The organism is Pseudomonas sp. W3I7 (assembly GCF_030816095.1).
GTDB lineage: Bacteria > Pseudomonadota > Gammaproteobacteria > Pseudomonadales > Pseudomonadaceae > Aquipseudomonas > Aquipseudomonas salomonii.
Map to the genome: position 1 here is coordinate 6,581,025 of NZ_JAUSXP010000001.1, position 16,886 is coordinate 6,597,910.

A 16,886-nucleotide genomic window follows, 5' to 3' on the forward strand; every position below is an offset into this window, starting at 1 on the left:
GATCAGCCCGGTTGCTCCACCGAGCCGATGAAATTGGCGAACTCCGGCGTCTTTGGGTTGGCGAACAAGGTCTTGGGGTCGCCCACTTCATGCACCTTGCCCTGGTGCATGAACACCAGCTTGTCCCCGACTTCCCGGGCAAAGCGCATTTCGTGGGTCACCATGATCAGGGTCATGCCGTCCTTGGCCAATTGGCGCACCACACTGAGCACTTCATTGACCAGCTCCGGGTCCAGTGCCGAGGTGATTTCATCGCACAGCAGCACCTTGGGCGACATGGCCAGCGCACGGGCTATGGCCACCCGTTGCTGCTGGCCGCCGGACAGGCGATCAGGGAAGGCGTCAAACTTTTCCCCCAGCCCGACCCGCTCCAGCATCTGCCGGGCAAGCTGGGCGGCCTTGGACTTGGGCACTTTCTGCACCACTTGTGGCGCGAGCATGACGTTCTCGCCCACGGTCAGGTGTGGGAACAGGTTGAACTGCTGGAACACCATCCCGACTTTCTGCCGCAGGCTGCGCAGGTCGGCGCGGGCGGCGTCGAGGTATTCGCCGTCGACCTCAATCACGCCGTCGTTGATCGATTCCAGACCATTGAGGGTTCGCAGCAAGGTCGACTTACCCGAGCCGCTGCGGCCGATGATCGCCACCACCTGGCCTTCTTCAACGGTCAGGTCGATGCCTTTGAGGACGTGGTGATCGCCGTAATACTTATGCAGGGCGGAAATTCTAAGCAGAGGCATGCAGTCTCCTTTCCAGGTAGCGCGCACTGAGGGACAAGGGGTAGCAGAGCAGGAAGTAACCGAGGGCCACCAGGCCGTAGACCATAAAGGGCTCGAAGGTGGCGTTGGCGAGCATGCCGCCGGTTTTGGTCAGTTCGGTAAAGCCGATGATCGAGGTCACGGCGGTGCCTTTGACCACCTGCACCGAGAAGCCCACGGTGGGCGCCACGGCAATGCGCAGGGCTTGGGGCAGGATCACGTAGCGCAGTTGTTCAAACGGGTTAAGCGCCAGGCTGGCCGAGGCTTCCCATTGCCCGTGGGCAATCGACTCGACGCAGCCGCGCCAGATCTCGGCCAGGTAAGCGCTGGTGAACAGGGTCAAGGCAATCGCCGCCGCCAGCCAGGGCGAGATATCCACACCCAGCAGCGCAATGCCGAAAAACACCAGGAACAGCTGCATCAGCAGCGGCGTGCCCTGGAACAGCTCGATATAGGTGCGCGCGACATTGCGCGCGAAGGCTTTACGGCTGATGCGCAGGGTCATCACCAACAACCCGATAACGCCGCCGCCGACAAACGCCACCAGCGACAGCAGCAAGGTCCATTGCAGGCCAGTGGCGAGGTTGCGCACGATGTCCCAGAAGGAGAAATCACTCATCGGCTGTTCCTCATTACGTAGCGACGGCCGATCCAGTTGAGTAACTGGCGAATCATCAGCGCCATGCACAGGTACACCAGGGTGGTCAGTGCATAGGTTTCGAAGGCACGGAAGTTGCGCGACTGGATAAAGTTGGCGGCAAAGCTCAGCTCTTCGGTGGCGATCTGCGAACACACCGCCGAGCCGAGCATCACGATGATGATCTGGCTGCTCAAGGCCGGCCACACCTTGCCCAGTGCCGGCAGCAGCACCACATGGCGGAACGCCTCGAAACGCGTCATCGCCAATGCCGCTGCGGCTTCCAACTGGCCGCTGGGGACCGCCTGGATGCCGGCGCGAATGATCTCGGTGGAGTACGCCCCCAGGTTGATCACCATTGCCAGTACGGCGGCTTGCCACTCGGTGATCTTCAGCCCCAGGGACGGCAGGCCGAAGAAGATGAAAAACAACTGCACTAGAAACGGCGTGTTGCGGATCAACTCGACATACACCCCGAAGATCCAGGAAAACGGCTGGATCTTCCATGCCCGCACCACGGCGCCGACGGTGCCCAGGGCCACCCCGAGGATCGTGCCGATAGCCGTCAGCTCAAGGGTGAACAGCGCGCCGCGTAGCAGCAGGTCGGTATTGGCCAGCACCGGCACAAAGTCAAATTGATACGCCATGAATCAGCTCCGCATCACAGATCGGCAGGCAGCGGCTCTTTAAGCCACTGCATCGCGTTCTTTTCCAGGCTGCCATCGGCCTTGGCCGCGACCAGGATCTGGTTGACCTTCTCCAGCAACGCCGGCTCGTTTTTGTTCACGCCCACGTACACCGGCGAATCCTTGAGCTTCACTTTCAGTGCCAGCCCGCGTTTGTTGCTGCGCTCGCTGATCGCGACCATCACCACGTTGCCGCTGGCGATCAGGTCGACCTGGCCGGCCAGGTAGGCGGCGATGGTGGAATTGTTGTCTTCGAAGCGCTTGATCGTGGCTTCCTTGGGCGCCACGGCGGTCAGCTCGATGTCTTCGATGGCGCCGCGCGTCACGCTGATGGTCTTGCCCTTGAGGTCATCGGTGGTGTGGATGGCCGCATCAGGCGGGCCGAACACGGCCAGGTAGAACGGCGCGTAGGCCTTGGAGAAGTCGATGACCTTTTCGCGCTCGGCATTCTTGCCCAGGCTGGAAATCACCAGGTCGACCTTGCCGGTAGTGAGGAACGGGATACGGTTGGTGCTGTTGACCGGGGTCAGTTCCAGCTTGACCTTGAGCCGGTCGGCCAGCAGCTTGGCGGTGTCGATGTCCAGGCCACGGGGTTTCATGTCCGGGCCAACCGAGCCGAACGGCGGGAAGTCCTGGGGCACGGCCACCTTGAGGGTGCCACGGGCGACGATATCGTCCAGACCGTTGGCATGGGCGGGCGCCTGGCTCAGCATCAGGCTGGCAAACAGGGCAGTGAGCAGGGCGCTGTAGCGCTTGGTCATGGCAACTCTCCGGGGAAGGGCGCGGGAATATTCTGTTTCGAGCCATTGCACGGCCCATGCCATCACCGCACCAATGGCCTGGAACGCTGGGATTTGTTGAGTTCTGGTGGTCTTACTGGTCTGAACAGTGCGCAGGGTTTTCGCACCTTTTTCGAGCGCCGATAAAACCCCGCGAGCCCCTTTGGGGCGTGGCTTGCCGCCGGCTGCGAATAGCTTTACAACTAGCCGCTCCGTTGACTGCAACCTTGAGTTTTTTATGAATTCCATCGCCCAAGCCGTACCGGAAGCGGCCCTGCAGGCCATCCGCAAACTGATCAAGGAACAGGGCTTTGCAGCGGGTGACGCGTTGCCGTCCCAGCGCGACCTGGCGGTACAGTTGGGCGTGAGTCGGGCGTCGTTGCGCGAGGCGCTGTCGTCTTTAAGTGCTCTGGGCGTAGTGAGTGTGCAGCCGGGTAAAGGCGTGTTTGTGCAAGAGGTGCAAGAAGCGCCGGGGTTTGCCTGGCCCTTCGCCGCCCAGGCCACGCCGCTGGATATCTTCCAGTTGCGCTACGCCCTGGAAGGGTTTGCCGCAGGGTTGGCGGCGGTAACATTGAGCCTCGATGAGCTGGACAGCCTGCAAGACAATGTCGAGGCCATGCGCAAAGTACTCAAGGCCGGCGACTTCGAAGCCGCTGCCCGGCTGGACTTCGAGTTCCATCAACGGATCCTGCTGGCCAGCGGTAACCAGGCGATGGTGAGCATCCTGAGTGCCAGTGCCGAGGTGTTCCTGGAGAGCCAGAAGCTACCGTTCATCCGGCCGGAACGGGCCATGGAGACCTGGCAAGAGCATCGCAGGATCTTGCGTGCCCTGGCCCGACGCGCCAGTGCGGCGGCGCAGAAAACCATGCAGGAACACGTGCGCAATGCGGCGTTGCGCACCGGCATTGCCTTCGTGACGCCCGTGACGCCGTGAGTCAGCTATACCCAAACTCATGCAGCGCCATAGCAAGACTCAATCAGAGGCGGCTTCCTGAACGGGGGAAGGGCGGCTATGATGGGCCACGTTTTTTTTGCTTACAATCCGGAGACATCCATGAGCAACGATCTTATCAAGCACGTCACCGACGCGACCTTTGAGGCCGAAGTACTCAAGGCTCAAGGCCCGGTACTGGTTGACTACTGGGCTGAATGGTGTGGCCCTTGCAAAATGATCGCCCCTGTTCTGGACGACATTGCAACCACTTACGAAGGCAAGCTGACCATTGCCAAGCTGAACATCGACGACAACCAGGAAACCCCGGCCAAGCACGGCGTGCGTGGTATCCCGACCCTGATGCTGTTCAAGAACGGCAACGTCGAAGCCACTAAAGTGGGCGCGCTGTCGAAGTCCCAGCTGCAAGCTTTCCTCGACGCGAACATCTAAGCGTCGTCAAAAAAGCCCACGCATCCAGGCTAAGTCAAAACACAGCCTTAATCGGTTGAAAGCCAATGCCCCGACTTGTTGGGGCATTGGCTTTTTCGGATCAGTGAAAGTAAAAAGTTTTCAGCTCAGCCCCTTGTAATGTGCCTGGCGAGCTTTCAACGTGGTATCGAGGTCGTCTTGTAATATGCAATAGAGCCATTATTTAGACTTTTTTACAGGTCGCAAAGATTTAGACTGAAGCATTGGGTAAGTAGCTGTTGTTTATTTCGAAAGCGTATAAGGCACTGTCAGTTCTTACAGGTGTTTTCTTTGTCTTTTCCACTATTTTGAAACTGTAGCAATCATCGTAAATTTCAGGGTGGACTTTGCCGTATGAGAAGCTTTGGAATTCACTTCATCGTTTGTGCAGGGAGTATTTCAAAATGATGTGGTCTACTAAAATGTTTTTATTTAACTACTATTCGACCTCGCGCGCTCATGCCTTTCAAATCACCCGTGCTGATGAGGCCAAGGGGCAGTTCCAAGGGAAATATCAAAGCCGGGGAACACCGCCTGTGGATATAACTGGCGGTTTCCACTTTTTCAACGATAGAAAAGTGACCTCATTAACCTTCACGGCGGGTGGTATGAAGTTCGTAATAGAAGCGCCGTATAGAGACGATGTGCCGTACTATGGAGTTTGGAATGGGCAACAATTTGTGTTAGATGGCTCTGGTGCTGTTTTAACGGTTAGATTTGAAGCGAAGGATGAAATGAAATACACCGTAGAAACTGGCCATAAGCTACAGGACCTTCATCTTTATTGAGTTGCTGTTGTCGATAAGCTTTTCGGGTCCAATAATGACAGTCCGCTTGTCGCGTAAGTTGATTTTATTTAACGGGTCAAAACAACTGATGCACCTGCGTGAGCCCACAAGAAATTTGAAGTAGGAAACTTTGGAAAGGCGAGGCGATTCGTGCAGTCATGTGCAAATGGCTGTCGTGGTTCTGTCCGACTACAGAAGGGACTCTCTCCGAGAGCACAACAGCTGGAAACTCGGGCTGGTCCGATAAGGTTCGCATTTTTCCAGAGGCAAATCTCCACAAAAATAAAGTGGGGATTTGCTTTTCTGCCGGTGCCGACTATGGTTTCGCACAGCTGCAAATCGTAGGGCTTTTTCGTGAAACAGGGCTAGACGCTCCGAAATTCAGGTGGTACATTCGGCCCCGCACTGGTTTCTCCACTGCCCCCTGCAAGCCGTCGCCGACGCATTCCTTTTCGATTAGTACGCGATCCTGTCGCCTTCTCTGCGGCGCGGCCTCATTAAGCCAAAAGCTTAATTTCCCCCCTCCATAAATGATTACGTCATTCCTATATGAATCTGACTGAACTCAAGCAAAAGCCGATTACCGACCTGCTCCAATTGGCCGAAGAAATGGGCATAGAAAATATGGCCCGTTCGCGCAAGCAGGACGTGATTTTCTCCCTGCTCAAAAAGCACGCGAAAAGCGGCGAGGAAATCTCCGGTGATGGCGTGCTGGAGATTCTCCAGGACGGCTTCGGCTTCCTCCGCTCTGCAGACGCTTCCTATCTTGCCGGCCCAGACGATATCTACGTCTCGCCGAGCCAGATCCGTCGCTTCAACTTGCGCACCGGTGACACCATCGTCGGCAAGATCCGTCCTCCGAAGGAAGGCGAGCGTTATTTCGCCCTGCTCAAGGTCGACACGATCAACTTCGATCGTCCTGAGAACGCGAAGAACAAGATTCTCTTCGAGAACTTGACGCCGCTGTTCCCGACCGTACGCATGAAGATGGAAGCCGGTAACGGTTCCACCGAAGACTTGACCGGTCGTGTCATCGACCTGTGCGCCCCGATCGGCAAAGGCCAGCGCGGCCTGATCGTTGCACCGCCGAAAGCCGGTAAGACCATCATGCTGCAGAACATCGCAGCGAACATCGCACGTAACAACCCGGAAGTTCACCTGATCGTATTGCTGATCGATGAGCGCCCGGAAGAAGTGACCGAAATGCAGCGCACCGTGCGCGGCGAAGTGGTTGCCTCGACGTTCGATGAGCCGCCAACCCGCCACGTGCAGGTTGCCGAAATGGTGATCGAGAAGGCCAAGCGCCTGGTTGAACACAAGAAAGACGTGGTCATCCTGCTCGACTCCATCACCCGTCTGGCGCGTGCCTATAACACCGTGATCCCAAGCTCCGGCAAGGTCCTCACCGGTGGTGTCGATGCCCACGCCCTGGAGAAACCGAAGCGTTTCTTCGGTGCTGCGCGCAACATCGAAGAAGGCGGCTCGCTGACCATTATCGCCACCGCGCTGGTTGAAACCGGCTCGAAGATGGATGAAGTGATCTACGAAGAGTTTAAAGGTACCGGTAACATGGAACTGCCTTTGGACCGTCGTATCGCTGAAAAGCGGGTGTTCCCTGCGATCAACATCAACCGTTCCGGCACCCGCCGTGAAGAGTTGCTGACCGCCGACGACGAACTGCAGCGCATGTGGATCCTGCGCAAGCTGCTGCACCCGATGGACGAAGTCGCCGCCATCGAGTTCCTGATCGACAAGTTGAAAACCACCAAGACCAACGACGAGTTCTTCCTGTCGATGAAGCGTAAGTAATACGACGCTTCAGGTCCAAAAAATGGCGTCCTTCGGGGCGTCATTTTTTTTGCATCGGAAAAGTGAGATTTGTGCGGTAATAGTGTCAGTTAAGAAACAAAAAGGCTGAGCGTGGCTACGCTCATCTCCATTCGAATCAGGCTGATCTACGATTTATGACCGCTCTTGCTTACCGAAGAGACATTGATGGCCTGCGCGCCATTGCTGTCCTCGCTGTCGTGCTGTTCCATTTTGGTGTTCCTGGTATTGCTGGCGGTTTTGTCGGCGTTGATGTGTTCTTCGTGATTTCAGGCTTCCTGATCACCTCGATCATCTGGCGCGAGCGTGAAGCAGAGCGTTTCAGCTTTGTCGATTTTTGGGCGCGACGGGCACGGCGTATCCTGCCTGCGTTGCTTGTGATGATGTTCACCTCGTTGGTGGCCGGCTGGTTCCTGATGGCGCCCAAAGATTACTCAGAGCTTGGGCGCTCGATACACAATCAGGTTATTTTCATCTCCAATCTGTTCTTCATGCGTCAGGATGGCTACTTCGACACGGCCTCCGATATGAAGCCGATGTTGCACACCTGGTCGCTCTCGGTTGAAGAGCAGTTCTACATCGCCTTTCCACTCTTGCTGGCGCTGTTGTCGAGCCGGCTGAAGCAGTGGCGCAGCGCCTTGTTTGTGTTGCTGCTGGTGTCGTTTGCGGCGAGCGTGTGGGCCGTGGCCCATGAGCCGGACAAAGCGTTCTTCCTGCTGCCCATGCGTGCCTGGGAATTGCTGGCCGGGTCCATGTTGGCGGTGATGCCGGCGCGGGCAGGGCGGGTAAGTCCGCTGTTGGCGCAAGCGGTCAGTCTGTTCAGCCTGGGCCTGATTCTGGTGGCGGTATTGGGTTACGACGCCAGCACTGCGTTTCCTGGCGCTGCGGCCTTGTTGCCGGTATTAGGTGTGGTGGGGTTGATTTGGGCCAACGGCCAACACGCCACCTGGGTCGGGCGCTTGCTGGGCAGTCGCGTGCTGGTCGGCATTGGGCTGATTTCCTATTCGTGGTACCTGTGGCACTGGCCGGTGCTGGTGTTTGGCAAGTACGCGAGTATTTTTGGCCTGTCGTCCTGGGCGCTGGCGGGTCTGTTCGTCTTGAGCCTGGTGTTGGGTTACCTGTCCTGGCGGTTCGTCGAGGGGCCGTTTCGTGAGCGGCGCCTGCTGGCGGGTCGTCGGGCGATCCTGATCGCGGGCCTTGTCGGGCTGGCCGGCCTGGGCCTGATCGGCAAAGGCCTGGTGTGGTCGGATGGGTTTGCATCGCGGCTGTCGCCCCAGGCGTTGCAATTTGCCCAGGCGCACACCTGGAGCCCTACGCTCATGAGCTGCCTGTCGGATGACAAGAAAGACCCACACCGCAAACTTTGCCATTTTGGCCCGCAGGCCAGTGCTGCCCGCGCATTGGTCTGGGGCGACAGCCATGCCTCGGCACTCATTCCTGCGTTGAATGATGGCTCACGCAAGTACGACTTCGGCATCACTCAGGCCGGTTACGCCGGGTGCCTGCCGTTCGACCGCAAAGAAAACACCCCAGGCTGCCGAGCGTTCAACGAGCGTGTCACCCAGTTGTTGAGCAAGGAACCGTTCAGTGATGTGGTGCTGGTAGCCCGCTGGAGCCTTTACGTTTATGGCCAGCGCTCCGGCGACACCGGCGCTTCCCTTCATGACCCACAGACGGGCAAGTACGACCGCGCCGTCGCTGAACGACTGTTTGCCGAGGGTGTGAGTGCGCTGGTGCAGCAACTGCGTGCCAGCGGGCACAGGGTGTGGCTGGTCAAGGAGGTGCCGTTGCAGGCGTTCAACGTGCCTTACCGGCTCAGCCGCCTGGCGATGCTGGGGCGCCCGACCGACCGCGAAGGCTTGCCCCTGGCCGAGCACGTCGAGCGCCAAGCCTTCATCAGCAGCGTGTTTGAGCGCATCGCCGCGGCGGACCCCGGTGTCCAGCTCATGGACCCGGCGCCCAAGCTGTGCGAGACGAACGGCTGGTGTCGGGTCGAGCGCGATGGCCAGTCGCTGTATACCGATGACAATCACCTCTCAGCCGTGGGCACGCGTTATGTGGAAGGGTTCCTTGAGCCCTTCTTCCATGCCATGCGTAATGAGGCCGTTGAGTCGGGTGTGAGTCGCAATGACGTGCAATAAGCTGCCAGCGCTCTTAAGAGCAGGTAGGATGTACGCCTATTTTACGGGTGGCATGGTTAATGAAATTCAAGGATCTTCGGGATTTCGTGCAGCAACTTGAGCAGCGCGGAGAGTTGAAACGTATCCAGGTGCCGATTTCCCCGGTGCTGGAAATGACTGAGATTTGCGACCGTACCTTGCGCAACAAGGGCCCGGCGCTGCTGTTCGAAAACCCGACCGGCTTTGATATCCCGGTGCTCGGCAACCTGTTCGGCACGCCCGACCGCGTTGCGTTTGGCATGGGCGCCGAGTCGGTCAGCGAACTGCGCGAGATCGGCAAGCTGCTGGCCTTCCTCAAGGAGCCCGAGCCACCCAAGGGCTTGAAAGACGCCTGGTCGAAGCTGCCGATCTTTCGCAAGATCATTGCCATGGCGCCCAAAGTGGTCAAGGACGCGGTGTGCCAGGAAGTGGTCATCGAAGGCGATGATGTCGACCTGGCCATGTTGCCGGTGCAGACCTGCTGGCCGGGCGACGTCGGCCCGCTGATCACCTGGGGCCTGACCGTCACCAAAGGCCCGAACAAGGATCGCCAGAACCTGGGGATCTACCGTCAGCAAGTGATCGGCCGCAACAAGGTGATCATGCGCTGGCTGAGCCACCGTGGCGGCGCGCTGGACTTCCGTGAGTGGTGCGAAAAACACCCTGGCAAGCCGTTCCCTGTGTCCGTGGCCCTGGGCGCCGACCCGGCGACCATCCTCGGCGCCGTGACGCCGGTACCCGACAGCCTGTCCGAATATGCCTTCGCCGGCCTGCTGCGCGGCAACCGCACCGAGCTGGTGAAGTGCCGTGGTAACGACCTGCAAGTGCCGGCCACCGCCGAAATCATCCTCGAAGGCGTGATTCATCCGGGCGAAATGGCCGATGAAGGCCCTTACGGCGACCACACCGGCTACTACAACGAAGTCGACAGCTTCCCGGTGTTCACCGTCGAGCGCATCACCCACCGGATCAAACCGATCTACCACAGCACCTACACCGGCCGTCCACCGGATGAGCCCGCTATTCTCGGTGTGGCGCTCAACGAAGTGTTCGTGCCGATCCTGCAAAAGCAGTTCCCGGAAATCACCGACTTCTACCTGCCGCCCGAGGGCTGCTCGTACCGCATGGCCATCGTGACCATGAAGAAGTCGTACCCAGGCCATGCCAAGCGGGTAATGCTCGGTGTGTGGTCGTTTTTGCGACAGTTCATGTACACCAAGTTCGTTATCGTCACCGACGACGACATCAACGCACGGGACTGGAACGACGTGATCTGGGCCATCACCACGCGCATGGACCCCAAGCGCGACACGGTGATGATCGACAACACGCCGATCGACTACCTCGACTTTGCTTCGCCGGTATCGGGCCTGGGCTCGAAGATGGGCCTGGATGCCACCCACAAATGGCCGGGTGAGACTACCCGCGAGTGGGGTCGGGTGATCGTCAAGGATGACGCTGTGACCGCACGTGTTGATGCGATCTGGAAAGAATTGGGAATAGATTGATGCGTGTAACCCTGCAACCTTCCGGCGCCGTACTGGAGCTGGTCCCTGGCGAGCGAATCCTTGAAGGCGCGCGCCGCCTGGGCTATGAATGCCCACAGGCGTGTCGCAATGGCGTGTGTCATGTGTGTGCCGCGCTGCTGGTGGAGGGCCGGGTGCAGCAAGCCGGTGAGGTGCGCGACCATGGTGAGTTCTACACCTGCATCGCCGAGCCGTTGGAAGATTGCATTGTGTTGTGGGATGGCGTGCTGGCGCCGGGAGAGTTGCCGTTGCGCAAGTTGTCGTGCCAATTAAGTGAATGCGTGGAAGTGGGTGGCGATGTATGGCGCGTGCGCCTGCGCGCTCCGGCGGGTAAAGCGGTGCGTTACCACGCCGGGCAATACCTGATGATCGAGCGCGACAATGGCGATAAATCGGCGTTTTCCCTGGCCTCGGCGCCCCATGCCGGGCGCGAGCTGGAACTGCATGTGCTGGTGCGCGAGGACAGTGCGCGCAATTTGATCGAGCAGTTGCAACGTAACCAGATGGCGCGTGTTGAGCTGCCGTTTGGTGATACTCACTTGGCCGAGCTGCCGGACGGGCCGCTGGTGCTGATCGCCGCCGGCACTGGCATGGCGCAGATGCACAGCCTGATCGAGCATTGCCGTGCCTCGGGTTTCAAGCATCCGGTGCACCTGTATTGGGGCGTGCGCCGCCCGGAAGACTTCTACGAGATTGAACACTGGGAGCAATGGCAGCAACTGCCCAACCTGTTCCTGCACAAAGTGGTCAGCGACCTGTGCGGTTGGGAAGGGCGCTGCGGGCTGCTGCATGAGGCCGTGTGTGAAGACATCAGCGACCTCAAGGCGGTGCACGTCTACGCCAGTGGTTCGCCGGCGATGATCTACGGCACGCTGGACGCATTGGTCGACGCCGGCATGGATGCGCACCAGATGCGCGCCGATGTGTTTGCCTACGCGCCGCGCCCTTGAAGTCGACCCAATAAACAGCTGTTGTACGCCGACCAAACTGTGGGAGCGGGCTTGCTCGCGAAAGCGTCGTGTCAGTTTATACATCCGTGGCTGACTCACCGCCTTCGCGAGCAAGCCCGCTCCCACATTGTTTTGTATATATTCAAAAACGCACGCCTGCCGTCAGCATCGCCGCATTGAACCCCAGCAACACCAACTCGCTGGCCACGGGGCCGAAGTGAACCCCCACAGACGGAATGATCGCCGGTGCCACGCCATAACGGTTGAGCGGGATTTTGTCGCGGTACTTACCGCGATAGCCCTGTAGCGCGCCTGCGGTCACCTTCATATAGAACGGCGAGTCGCCAATATCGTAGCGCTTGCCGGCGTAGACGTAATACGAGCGCTGGCTGAACGAGTTGCGAAACGTCGCCCCGCCATACACCAACCCCGACGCCTCGTTACGTTCCAGGTTGATCAAATCCTGATTGTTATTGTGCTTTGGGTCCGGAGAAAAATGCCGGGTGTAGACACTGGTCTGGGCGTACCAGAAACCTTTGTCGCCATTGGCGGCGGCCTCGGAAGCCAGAGCAGTGGTGGTTTGCAGCAATAGCAGCAGACCGGAAAACAGGTATTTCATGGGTCGACCTCGATAGTCGTTTGAAGAGGCGGCTAATGTGGGTCGCTAAACACCTGCAGTTTGGCGGCTTGTGTAGGGCATGACCTGAACCAGCGCTGAAAACACGGCCGCCTATGCTTATGCAATTAAGATATTTTAAATGTAGGAATAATCTCATTAGGCTATAAGTCAACGGACTACCGCCTTATCGTCAATAACCAGTAACTGACCGCTACCGCCCGCCAGCCGGACCGATCGTGTGAACTCAGAGCATTGAAGCTTTGATTTTTTGATTGCCAGGCTTGAATGGCAGGGGAGCGGTATGGGGAGTTACAAGAAACATGCGTACACAGCTATTTTGTCGGCCAATTTGCTGACTGCTGTGGGATTCAATCCGGTGCGGGCTGACGAAACAGCCACCGAAGCACCCAAACTCGACACCGTGATCGTCACCGGCACCCGCGCCCAAGAGCGCACCGCCAGTGCTTCGTTGTCGCCCATCGATGTCATTTCCGGTGACACATTGCGCAGCACCGGCTCCGATGAGCTGGGCGCGGTGTTGGCACGTCTGATTCCTTCCATCAACTTCCCGCGGCCCAGCCTGGTGGACGGTGCCGAACTGGTACGCCCAGCGCAGTTGCGCGGCTTGTCGCCGGATCAGGTGTTGGTGCTGGTCAACGGCAAACGCCGCCACACCAGTGCCTTCGTCAACCTGGGCGGCGCGGTGGGGCGCGGTTCGGCACCGGCGGATTTGAATGCGATCCCGTTGTCGGCGGTCGACCATATCGAAGTGCTGCGCGATGGCGCGTCGGCGCGCTATGGCTCGGACGCGATTGCCGGGGTGATCAACGTGATCCTCAAGCACGACGACCACGGCGGCTCTGTCTCGACCAAGTTTGGCGAGTACAAGAAGGGTGATGGCATCCAGCGCAACGTCAGCGGCAACACCGGGTTTGCCTTGGGTGACAATGGCTTTATCAACGTTTCGGGCGAAGGCGCCGACAACGACTACACCAACCGCGCCGGCGACGACTTCCGCCCTGGCAGCGTGGGTTCCACCACCTATGGCCAGCGCGTGTTCCGTCAGGGCGAGCCGGCCACCAATGAAGGCAAATTCCAGTTCAACTCCGAATATTCCTTCAACGATGCGGCCGAGTTCTACACCTTCGGCGGCTACAGCAAGCGCCGTGGTGAAACGGCGGCGTTCTATCGGGCGAGCAATGCGTCCAACAACATCCCGGCGCTCAACCCCAATGGCTACCTGCCGTTGATCAAGGGCAACCTGGAAGACACGTCCTTGGTGGTCGGCCTGCGCGGCTTGCTGGCCTACGATTGGCACTACGACCTGTCGGCCAACTACGGCAAGAACCAGTACGAACTGGGCACCGAAACCATCAACACCTCACTCGGCCTGGCCACGCCACGCAAATTTAACAACGGCACCCTGAGCAACGATCAGCGCCAGGTCAGCCTGGACCTGTCCCGTGAGTTCGACGTGGGCTTTTTGCCGTACCCGGTGTCGGTGGCCTTTGGCGGCGAATACCTGCGCCAGGGTTATCAAATTGAAGCGGGCGAGCCGGCGTCCTACTACCAGACCGGCAGTTCGGGCCTGGGTGGGTTCCGGGATGCCGACGCCGGCAGCACCTCGCGGCACAACTGGGCTCAGTACCTGGACCTGGAAACCAACTTCACCGAAAAGCTCAGCGCCTCGGCCGCCGTGCGTCATGAGGACTACAGCGACTTCGGCTCCAATGTCAGCGGCTCCCTGTCGGCGCGTTATGACTTCACCCCGCAAGTGGCCTTGCGAGGCAGCATCTCCAATGGTTTCCGTGCGCCGTCCCTGGCCCAGCAGAACTTTGCCTACACCTCGTCGCAGCTGATCGGCAACACCATCCAGGAAGCCGGCACCTTCCCGGCCAACAGCCAGGTTGCCCGCCTGTTGGGCGCCGAAGACCTCAAAGCCGAGAAATCACGCAACTACAGCCTCGGCCTGGTGCTGGAACCTGCCGATGACCTGACCGTGACGCTCGACGTGTACCGCATCGACATCCGCGACCGCATCAGCCTGTCGTCCAACCTTAATCTCAACCCGGCGACCATTGCCTACCTGCAGGCTAATGGGGTCGGCAATATCAACTACACCAGCGCCCGTTATTTCACCAACGCCACCGACACCAGCACCGACGGTGTCGACCTGGTGGCCAACTATCGCTACCCGTTCGATAACGGCATCCGCTGGAACAGCACCGTGGGCTACAACTACAACCACACCAAAGTCACCGACGTGAAGCCTAACCCGGCGATTCTGGACAGCCTGGGCGCCAACCTGGTGCGGGTGGACCGCCGTGAGCGCATCGGTTTGCTTGGCGATACCACGCCGCAGCACAAGCTCAGCCTGGGCAACGACTTCATCTACGGTAATTGGGCGCTGCACAGCAACCTGGTGCGCTATGGTGAATTCACCAGCTACCAGGCCGACAAGGTCAATGACCAGACCTTCAAGGCCGCCTGGGTGCTGGACCTGTCGGCAGACTACAAGCTCAAGAACTGGACCTTCACCCTGGGCGGCGACAACATCACCGATAAATACCCGGAGAAGGTCAATGCCTACGCCAGTAGCGGCGGCAACCTCGCCTACAGCACTTTTTCGCCGTACGGTTACAGCGGCGCGTTTTATTACGGTAAAGTTGCTTACAACTGGTAACACGCAGGAGACCTAAGCGATCCGCCATGACCGTTATTGAAACCGATCTGTTGCAATTGGCTTACCCTCCGCGGCTCGATCTGGGGCCGCAACTGACTCACGAGCAATTAATGAGTTCGATGCAGGCCACCATGGCCAGGCATAAGGGGGGGCCGGTCTGGCTATTCGCTTATGGTTCGCTGATCTGGCGTCCCGAATGCTCGTCGACCCAGCGCATGCGCGCACGGGTTCACGGTTATCACCGGGGTTTGTACCTGTGGTCACATGAGCATCGAGGCACGCCGGAGTCGCCGGGGTTGGTGTTTGGCCTGGATCGTGGCGGTTCTTGCAGCGGGTTTGCCTACCGTTTGCCGGAAGACCAGCTTGAGGCCTCGCTGTATGCCTTGTGGCAGCGCGAGATGCCTTACCCGTCATACCGGCCGCACTGGCTCAGCTGCCGCCTGGAAGATGGCAGTCAGGTGCAGGCGCTGGGGTTTGTGTTGGAACGGCACTTGCCCAGCTATGCCGGCAACCTGCCCGATATCGTGCTTAACCACGTGTTGGAAAGCGCTTGTGGGCGTTACGGCACCACTCGCGATTATGTCGAGCAGACCGTAAACGCCCTGCGTAGCCACGCCATGCCAGATAAAAACCTGGAGGCGCGGCTCAAGCGTTGTGCCAAAGACTGCGGTGCAAATTAACGCGCCGAGCTGACGCTGTTGGTGTGCCACAGCGTTGGGATCAGGAATGCAATCGCCAACAGGCACGCGCCCACCAGCAACACAAAACCACCGTCCCAGCCGAAATGGTCCACGGTGTAGCCCATGGCCGCACTCGCTGCCACCGAACCACCCAGGTAACCAAACAAGCCAGTGAAGCCTGCGGCCGTGCCCGCGGCTTTTTTCGGCGCCAGTTCCAGCGCCTGCAGGCCGATCAGCATCACCGGGCCGTAGATCAGGAAGCCGATGGAGAACAGCGCAATCATGTCGACCATCGGGTTGCCGGGCGGGTTGAGCCAGTAAACCAGGGTCGCCACGGTGACCAACGCCATGAACACGATGCCGGTCAGGCCACGGTTGCCACGGAAGATCTTGTCCGACATCCAGCCGCACAGCAGCGTGCCGGGAATGCCCGCCCACTCGTAGAAGAAGTACGCCCACGAGGTTTTATCCACGTCGAAGTGCTTGGCTTCCTTGAGGTAAGTCGGTGCCCAGTCCAGCACGCCATAACGCAGCAGGTAGACGAAGACGTTGGCGAAGGCGATGTACCACAGCATTTTGTTGCGCAGCACGTACTTGACGAAGATTTCCTTGGCGCTGAACTCGTCTTCGTGGCTGGCGTTGTAGCCTTCCGGGTAGTCGTTCTTGTACTGCTCGATGGGCGGCAGGCCGACTGATTGCGGGGTGTCGCGCATGGTGATGAAGGCAAATGCCGCCACGGCCAATGCCACGGTCGCCGGCACATAGAACGCCGCATGCCAGTCGTTGAACCAGGCCATGCCCAGCAGGAACAGCGGGCCGATCAGGCCGCCGCCGACGTTATGCGCCACGTTCCACACCGACACCACGCCGCCGCGTTCTTTCTGCGACCACCAGTGCACCATGGTGCGCCCACTCGGCGGCCAGCCCATGCCCTGGGCCCAGCCGTTGATGAACAGCAAAATGAACATCATGGTCACGCTGGACGTCGCCCAAGGTGCGAAACCGAAAATGAACATCACCCCGGCTGATATCAACAGGCCAAAGGGCAGGAAGTAGCGCGGGTTGGAGCGGTCGGAGACCAGGCCCATCAAGAACTTGGACAAGCCGTAGGCAATCGCGATGGCCGACATGGCCAGACCCAGCTCGCCACGGGTGTAACCCTCGTCGATCAGGTAGGGCATGGCCAGCGAGAAGTTTTTACGCAGCAGGTAGTAGCCCGCGTAGCCAAAGAAAATACCGGCGAAGATCTGCCAGCGCAGCCGTCGATAGGTACTGTCTATTTTTTCTTCAGGCAGGGGCGCCTGGTGTGCGGCAGGACGAAAGAAAGCAAACATTCAAGAGCTCCAAATTTCTTGTTTTGACTGCGGATGCGAATGTTACAGTTTCGTTACC

At 59.0% G+C, this 16,886-nt stretch carries 15 protein-coding genes; 9 read left to right on the forward strand and 6 right to left on the reverse strand.

Annotated features, from left to right (window positions below; translation table 11 throughout):
• Nucleotides 1-2: 2 nt before the first annotated feature.
• From QF043_RS30065 to QF043_RS30080, 4 genes are read right to left on the reverse strand one after another with little or no spacing between them, the layout of a single operon-like run.
• The gene (locus tag QF043_RS30065; protein ID WP_307421220.1) at nucleotides 3-740 is read right to left on the reverse strand and encodes an amino acid ABC transporter ATP-binding protein; all 738 of its coding nucleotides are present in this window, start codon (nucleotides 738-740) and stop codon (nucleotides 3-5) included.
• Nucleotides 727-1,377, reverse strand: coding sequence for an amino acid ABC transporter permease (locus tag QF043_RS30070; RefSeq protein ID WP_307421221.1), 651 nt, complete (start codon nucleotides 1,375-1,377; stop codon nucleotides 727-729). Before QF043_RS30070 ends, QF043_RS30065 begins: the two co-directional genes overlap by 14 nt.
• The gene (locus QF043_RS30075) at nucleotides 1,374-2,042 is read right to left on the reverse strand and encodes an amino acid ABC transporter permease (protein WP_056860770.1); all 669 of its coding nucleotides are present in this window, start codon (nucleotides 2,040-2,042) and stop codon (nucleotides 1,374-1,376) included. The genes QF043_RS30070 and QF043_RS30075 overlap by 4 nt, the downstream gene beginning before the upstream one ends.
• A gap of 14 nt (nucleotides 2,043-2,056) precedes the next feature.
• The gene (locus QF043_RS30080; protein ID WP_056860769.1) at nucleotides 2,057-2,842 is read right to left on the reverse strand and encodes a transporter substrate-binding domain-containing protein; all 786 of its coding nucleotides are present in this window, start codon (nucleotides 2,840-2,842) and stop codon (nucleotides 2,057-2,059) included.
• Between the two features lie 256 nt (nucleotides 2,843-3,098).
• Here QF043_RS30080 and QF043_RS30085 point away from each other — a divergent pair, with 256 nt between their 5' ends.
• From QF043_RS30085 to QF043_RS30115, 7 genes are all read left to right on the forward strand, one after another.
• Nucleotides 3,099-3,794 carry a FadR/GntR family transcriptional regulator gene (locus tag QF043_RS30085; RefSeq protein WP_307421222.1) on the forward strand — a complete coding sequence of 232 codons (696 nt, stop codon included), beginning with the start codon at nucleotides 3,099-3,101 and terminating at the stop codon, nucleotides 3,792-3,794.
• A gap of 120 nt (nucleotides 3,795-3,914) precedes the next feature.
• Entirely contained in the window at nucleotides 3,915-4,244 is a 330-nt protein-coding gene (trxA, locus tag QF043_RS30090; protein ID WP_003213989.1) for a thioredoxin TrxA, read from the forward strand.
• Between the two features lie 422 nt (nucleotides 4,245-4,666).
• Complete coding sequence (locus tag QF043_RS30095; protein ID WP_307421223.1) at nucleotides 4,667-5,050, forward strand: hypothetical protein; 384 nt, start codon at nucleotides 4,667-4,669, stop codon at nucleotides 5,048-5,050.
• Between the two features lie 549 nt (nucleotides 5,051-5,599).
• The gene (gene rho / locus QF043_RS30100) at nucleotides 5,600-6,859 is read left to right on the forward strand and encodes a transcription termination factor Rho (RefSeq protein ID WP_003176825.1); all 1,260 of its coding nucleotides are present in this window, start codon (nucleotides 5,600-5,602) and stop codon (nucleotides 6,857-6,859) included.
• Between the two features lie 155 nt (nucleotides 6,860-7,014).
• On the forward strand, nucleotides 7,015-9,018 hold the full coding sequence (locus QF043_RS30105) for an acyltransferase family protein (protein ID WP_307421224.1): 2,004 nt from the start codon (nucleotides 7,015-7,017) through the stop codon (nucleotides 9,016-9,018).
• A gap of 59 nt (nucleotides 9,019-9,077) precedes the next feature.
• A complete protein-coding gene (gene ubiD, locus QF043_RS30110; RefSeq protein WP_069787108.1) occupies nucleotides 9,078-10,544 on the forward strand; it encodes a 4-hydroxy-3-polyprenylbenzoate decarboxylase in 1,467 nt (488 codons plus the stop codon).
• Nucleotides 10,544-11,512, forward strand: a complete 969-nt coding sequence (locus QF043_RS30115) for a CDP-6-deoxy-delta-3,4-glucoseen reductase (protein WP_068931321.1) — start codon at nucleotides 10,544-10,546, stop codon at nucleotides 11,510-11,512. Before ubiD ends, QF043_RS30115 begins: the two co-directional genes overlap by 1 nt.
• Before the next feature lie 142 nt (nucleotides 11,513-11,654).
• Here the strand turns inward: QF043_RS30115 and QF043_RS30120 are convergent, their stop codons facing one another.
• On the reverse strand, nucleotides 11,655-12,131 hold the full coding sequence (locus QF043_RS30120) for a sn-glycerol-3-phosphate transporter (protein WP_307421225.1): 477 nt from the start codon (nucleotides 12,129-12,131) through the stop codon (nucleotides 11,655-11,657).
• Between the two features lie 301 nt (nucleotides 12,132-12,432).
• Here QF043_RS30120 and QF043_RS30125 point away from each other — a divergent pair, with 301 nt between their 5' ends.
• On the forward strand, nucleotides 12,433-14,814 hold the full coding sequence (locus tag QF043_RS30125; protein ID WP_307421226.1) for a TonB-dependent siderophore receptor: 2,382 nt from the start codon (nucleotides 12,433-12,435) through the stop codon (nucleotides 14,812-14,814).
• A gap of 26 nt (nucleotides 14,815-14,840) precedes the next feature.
• Complete coding sequence (locus QF043_RS30130) at nucleotides 14,841-15,494, forward strand: gamma-glutamylcyclotransferase (protein WP_056860762.1); 654 nt, start codon at nucleotides 14,841-14,843, stop codon at nucleotides 15,492-15,494.
• On the opposite strand, the gene glpT is transcribed toward QF043_RS30130, so the two are convergent.
• Nucleotides 15,491-16,828, reverse strand: a complete 1,338-nt coding sequence (gene glpT / locus QF043_RS30135; protein ID WP_053258586.1) for a glycerol-3-phosphate transporter — start codon at nucleotides 16,826-16,828, stop codon at nucleotides 15,491-15,493. The genes QF043_RS30130 and glpT overlap by 4 nt on opposite strands.
• Nucleotides 16,829-16,886: the final 58 nt, after the last annotated feature.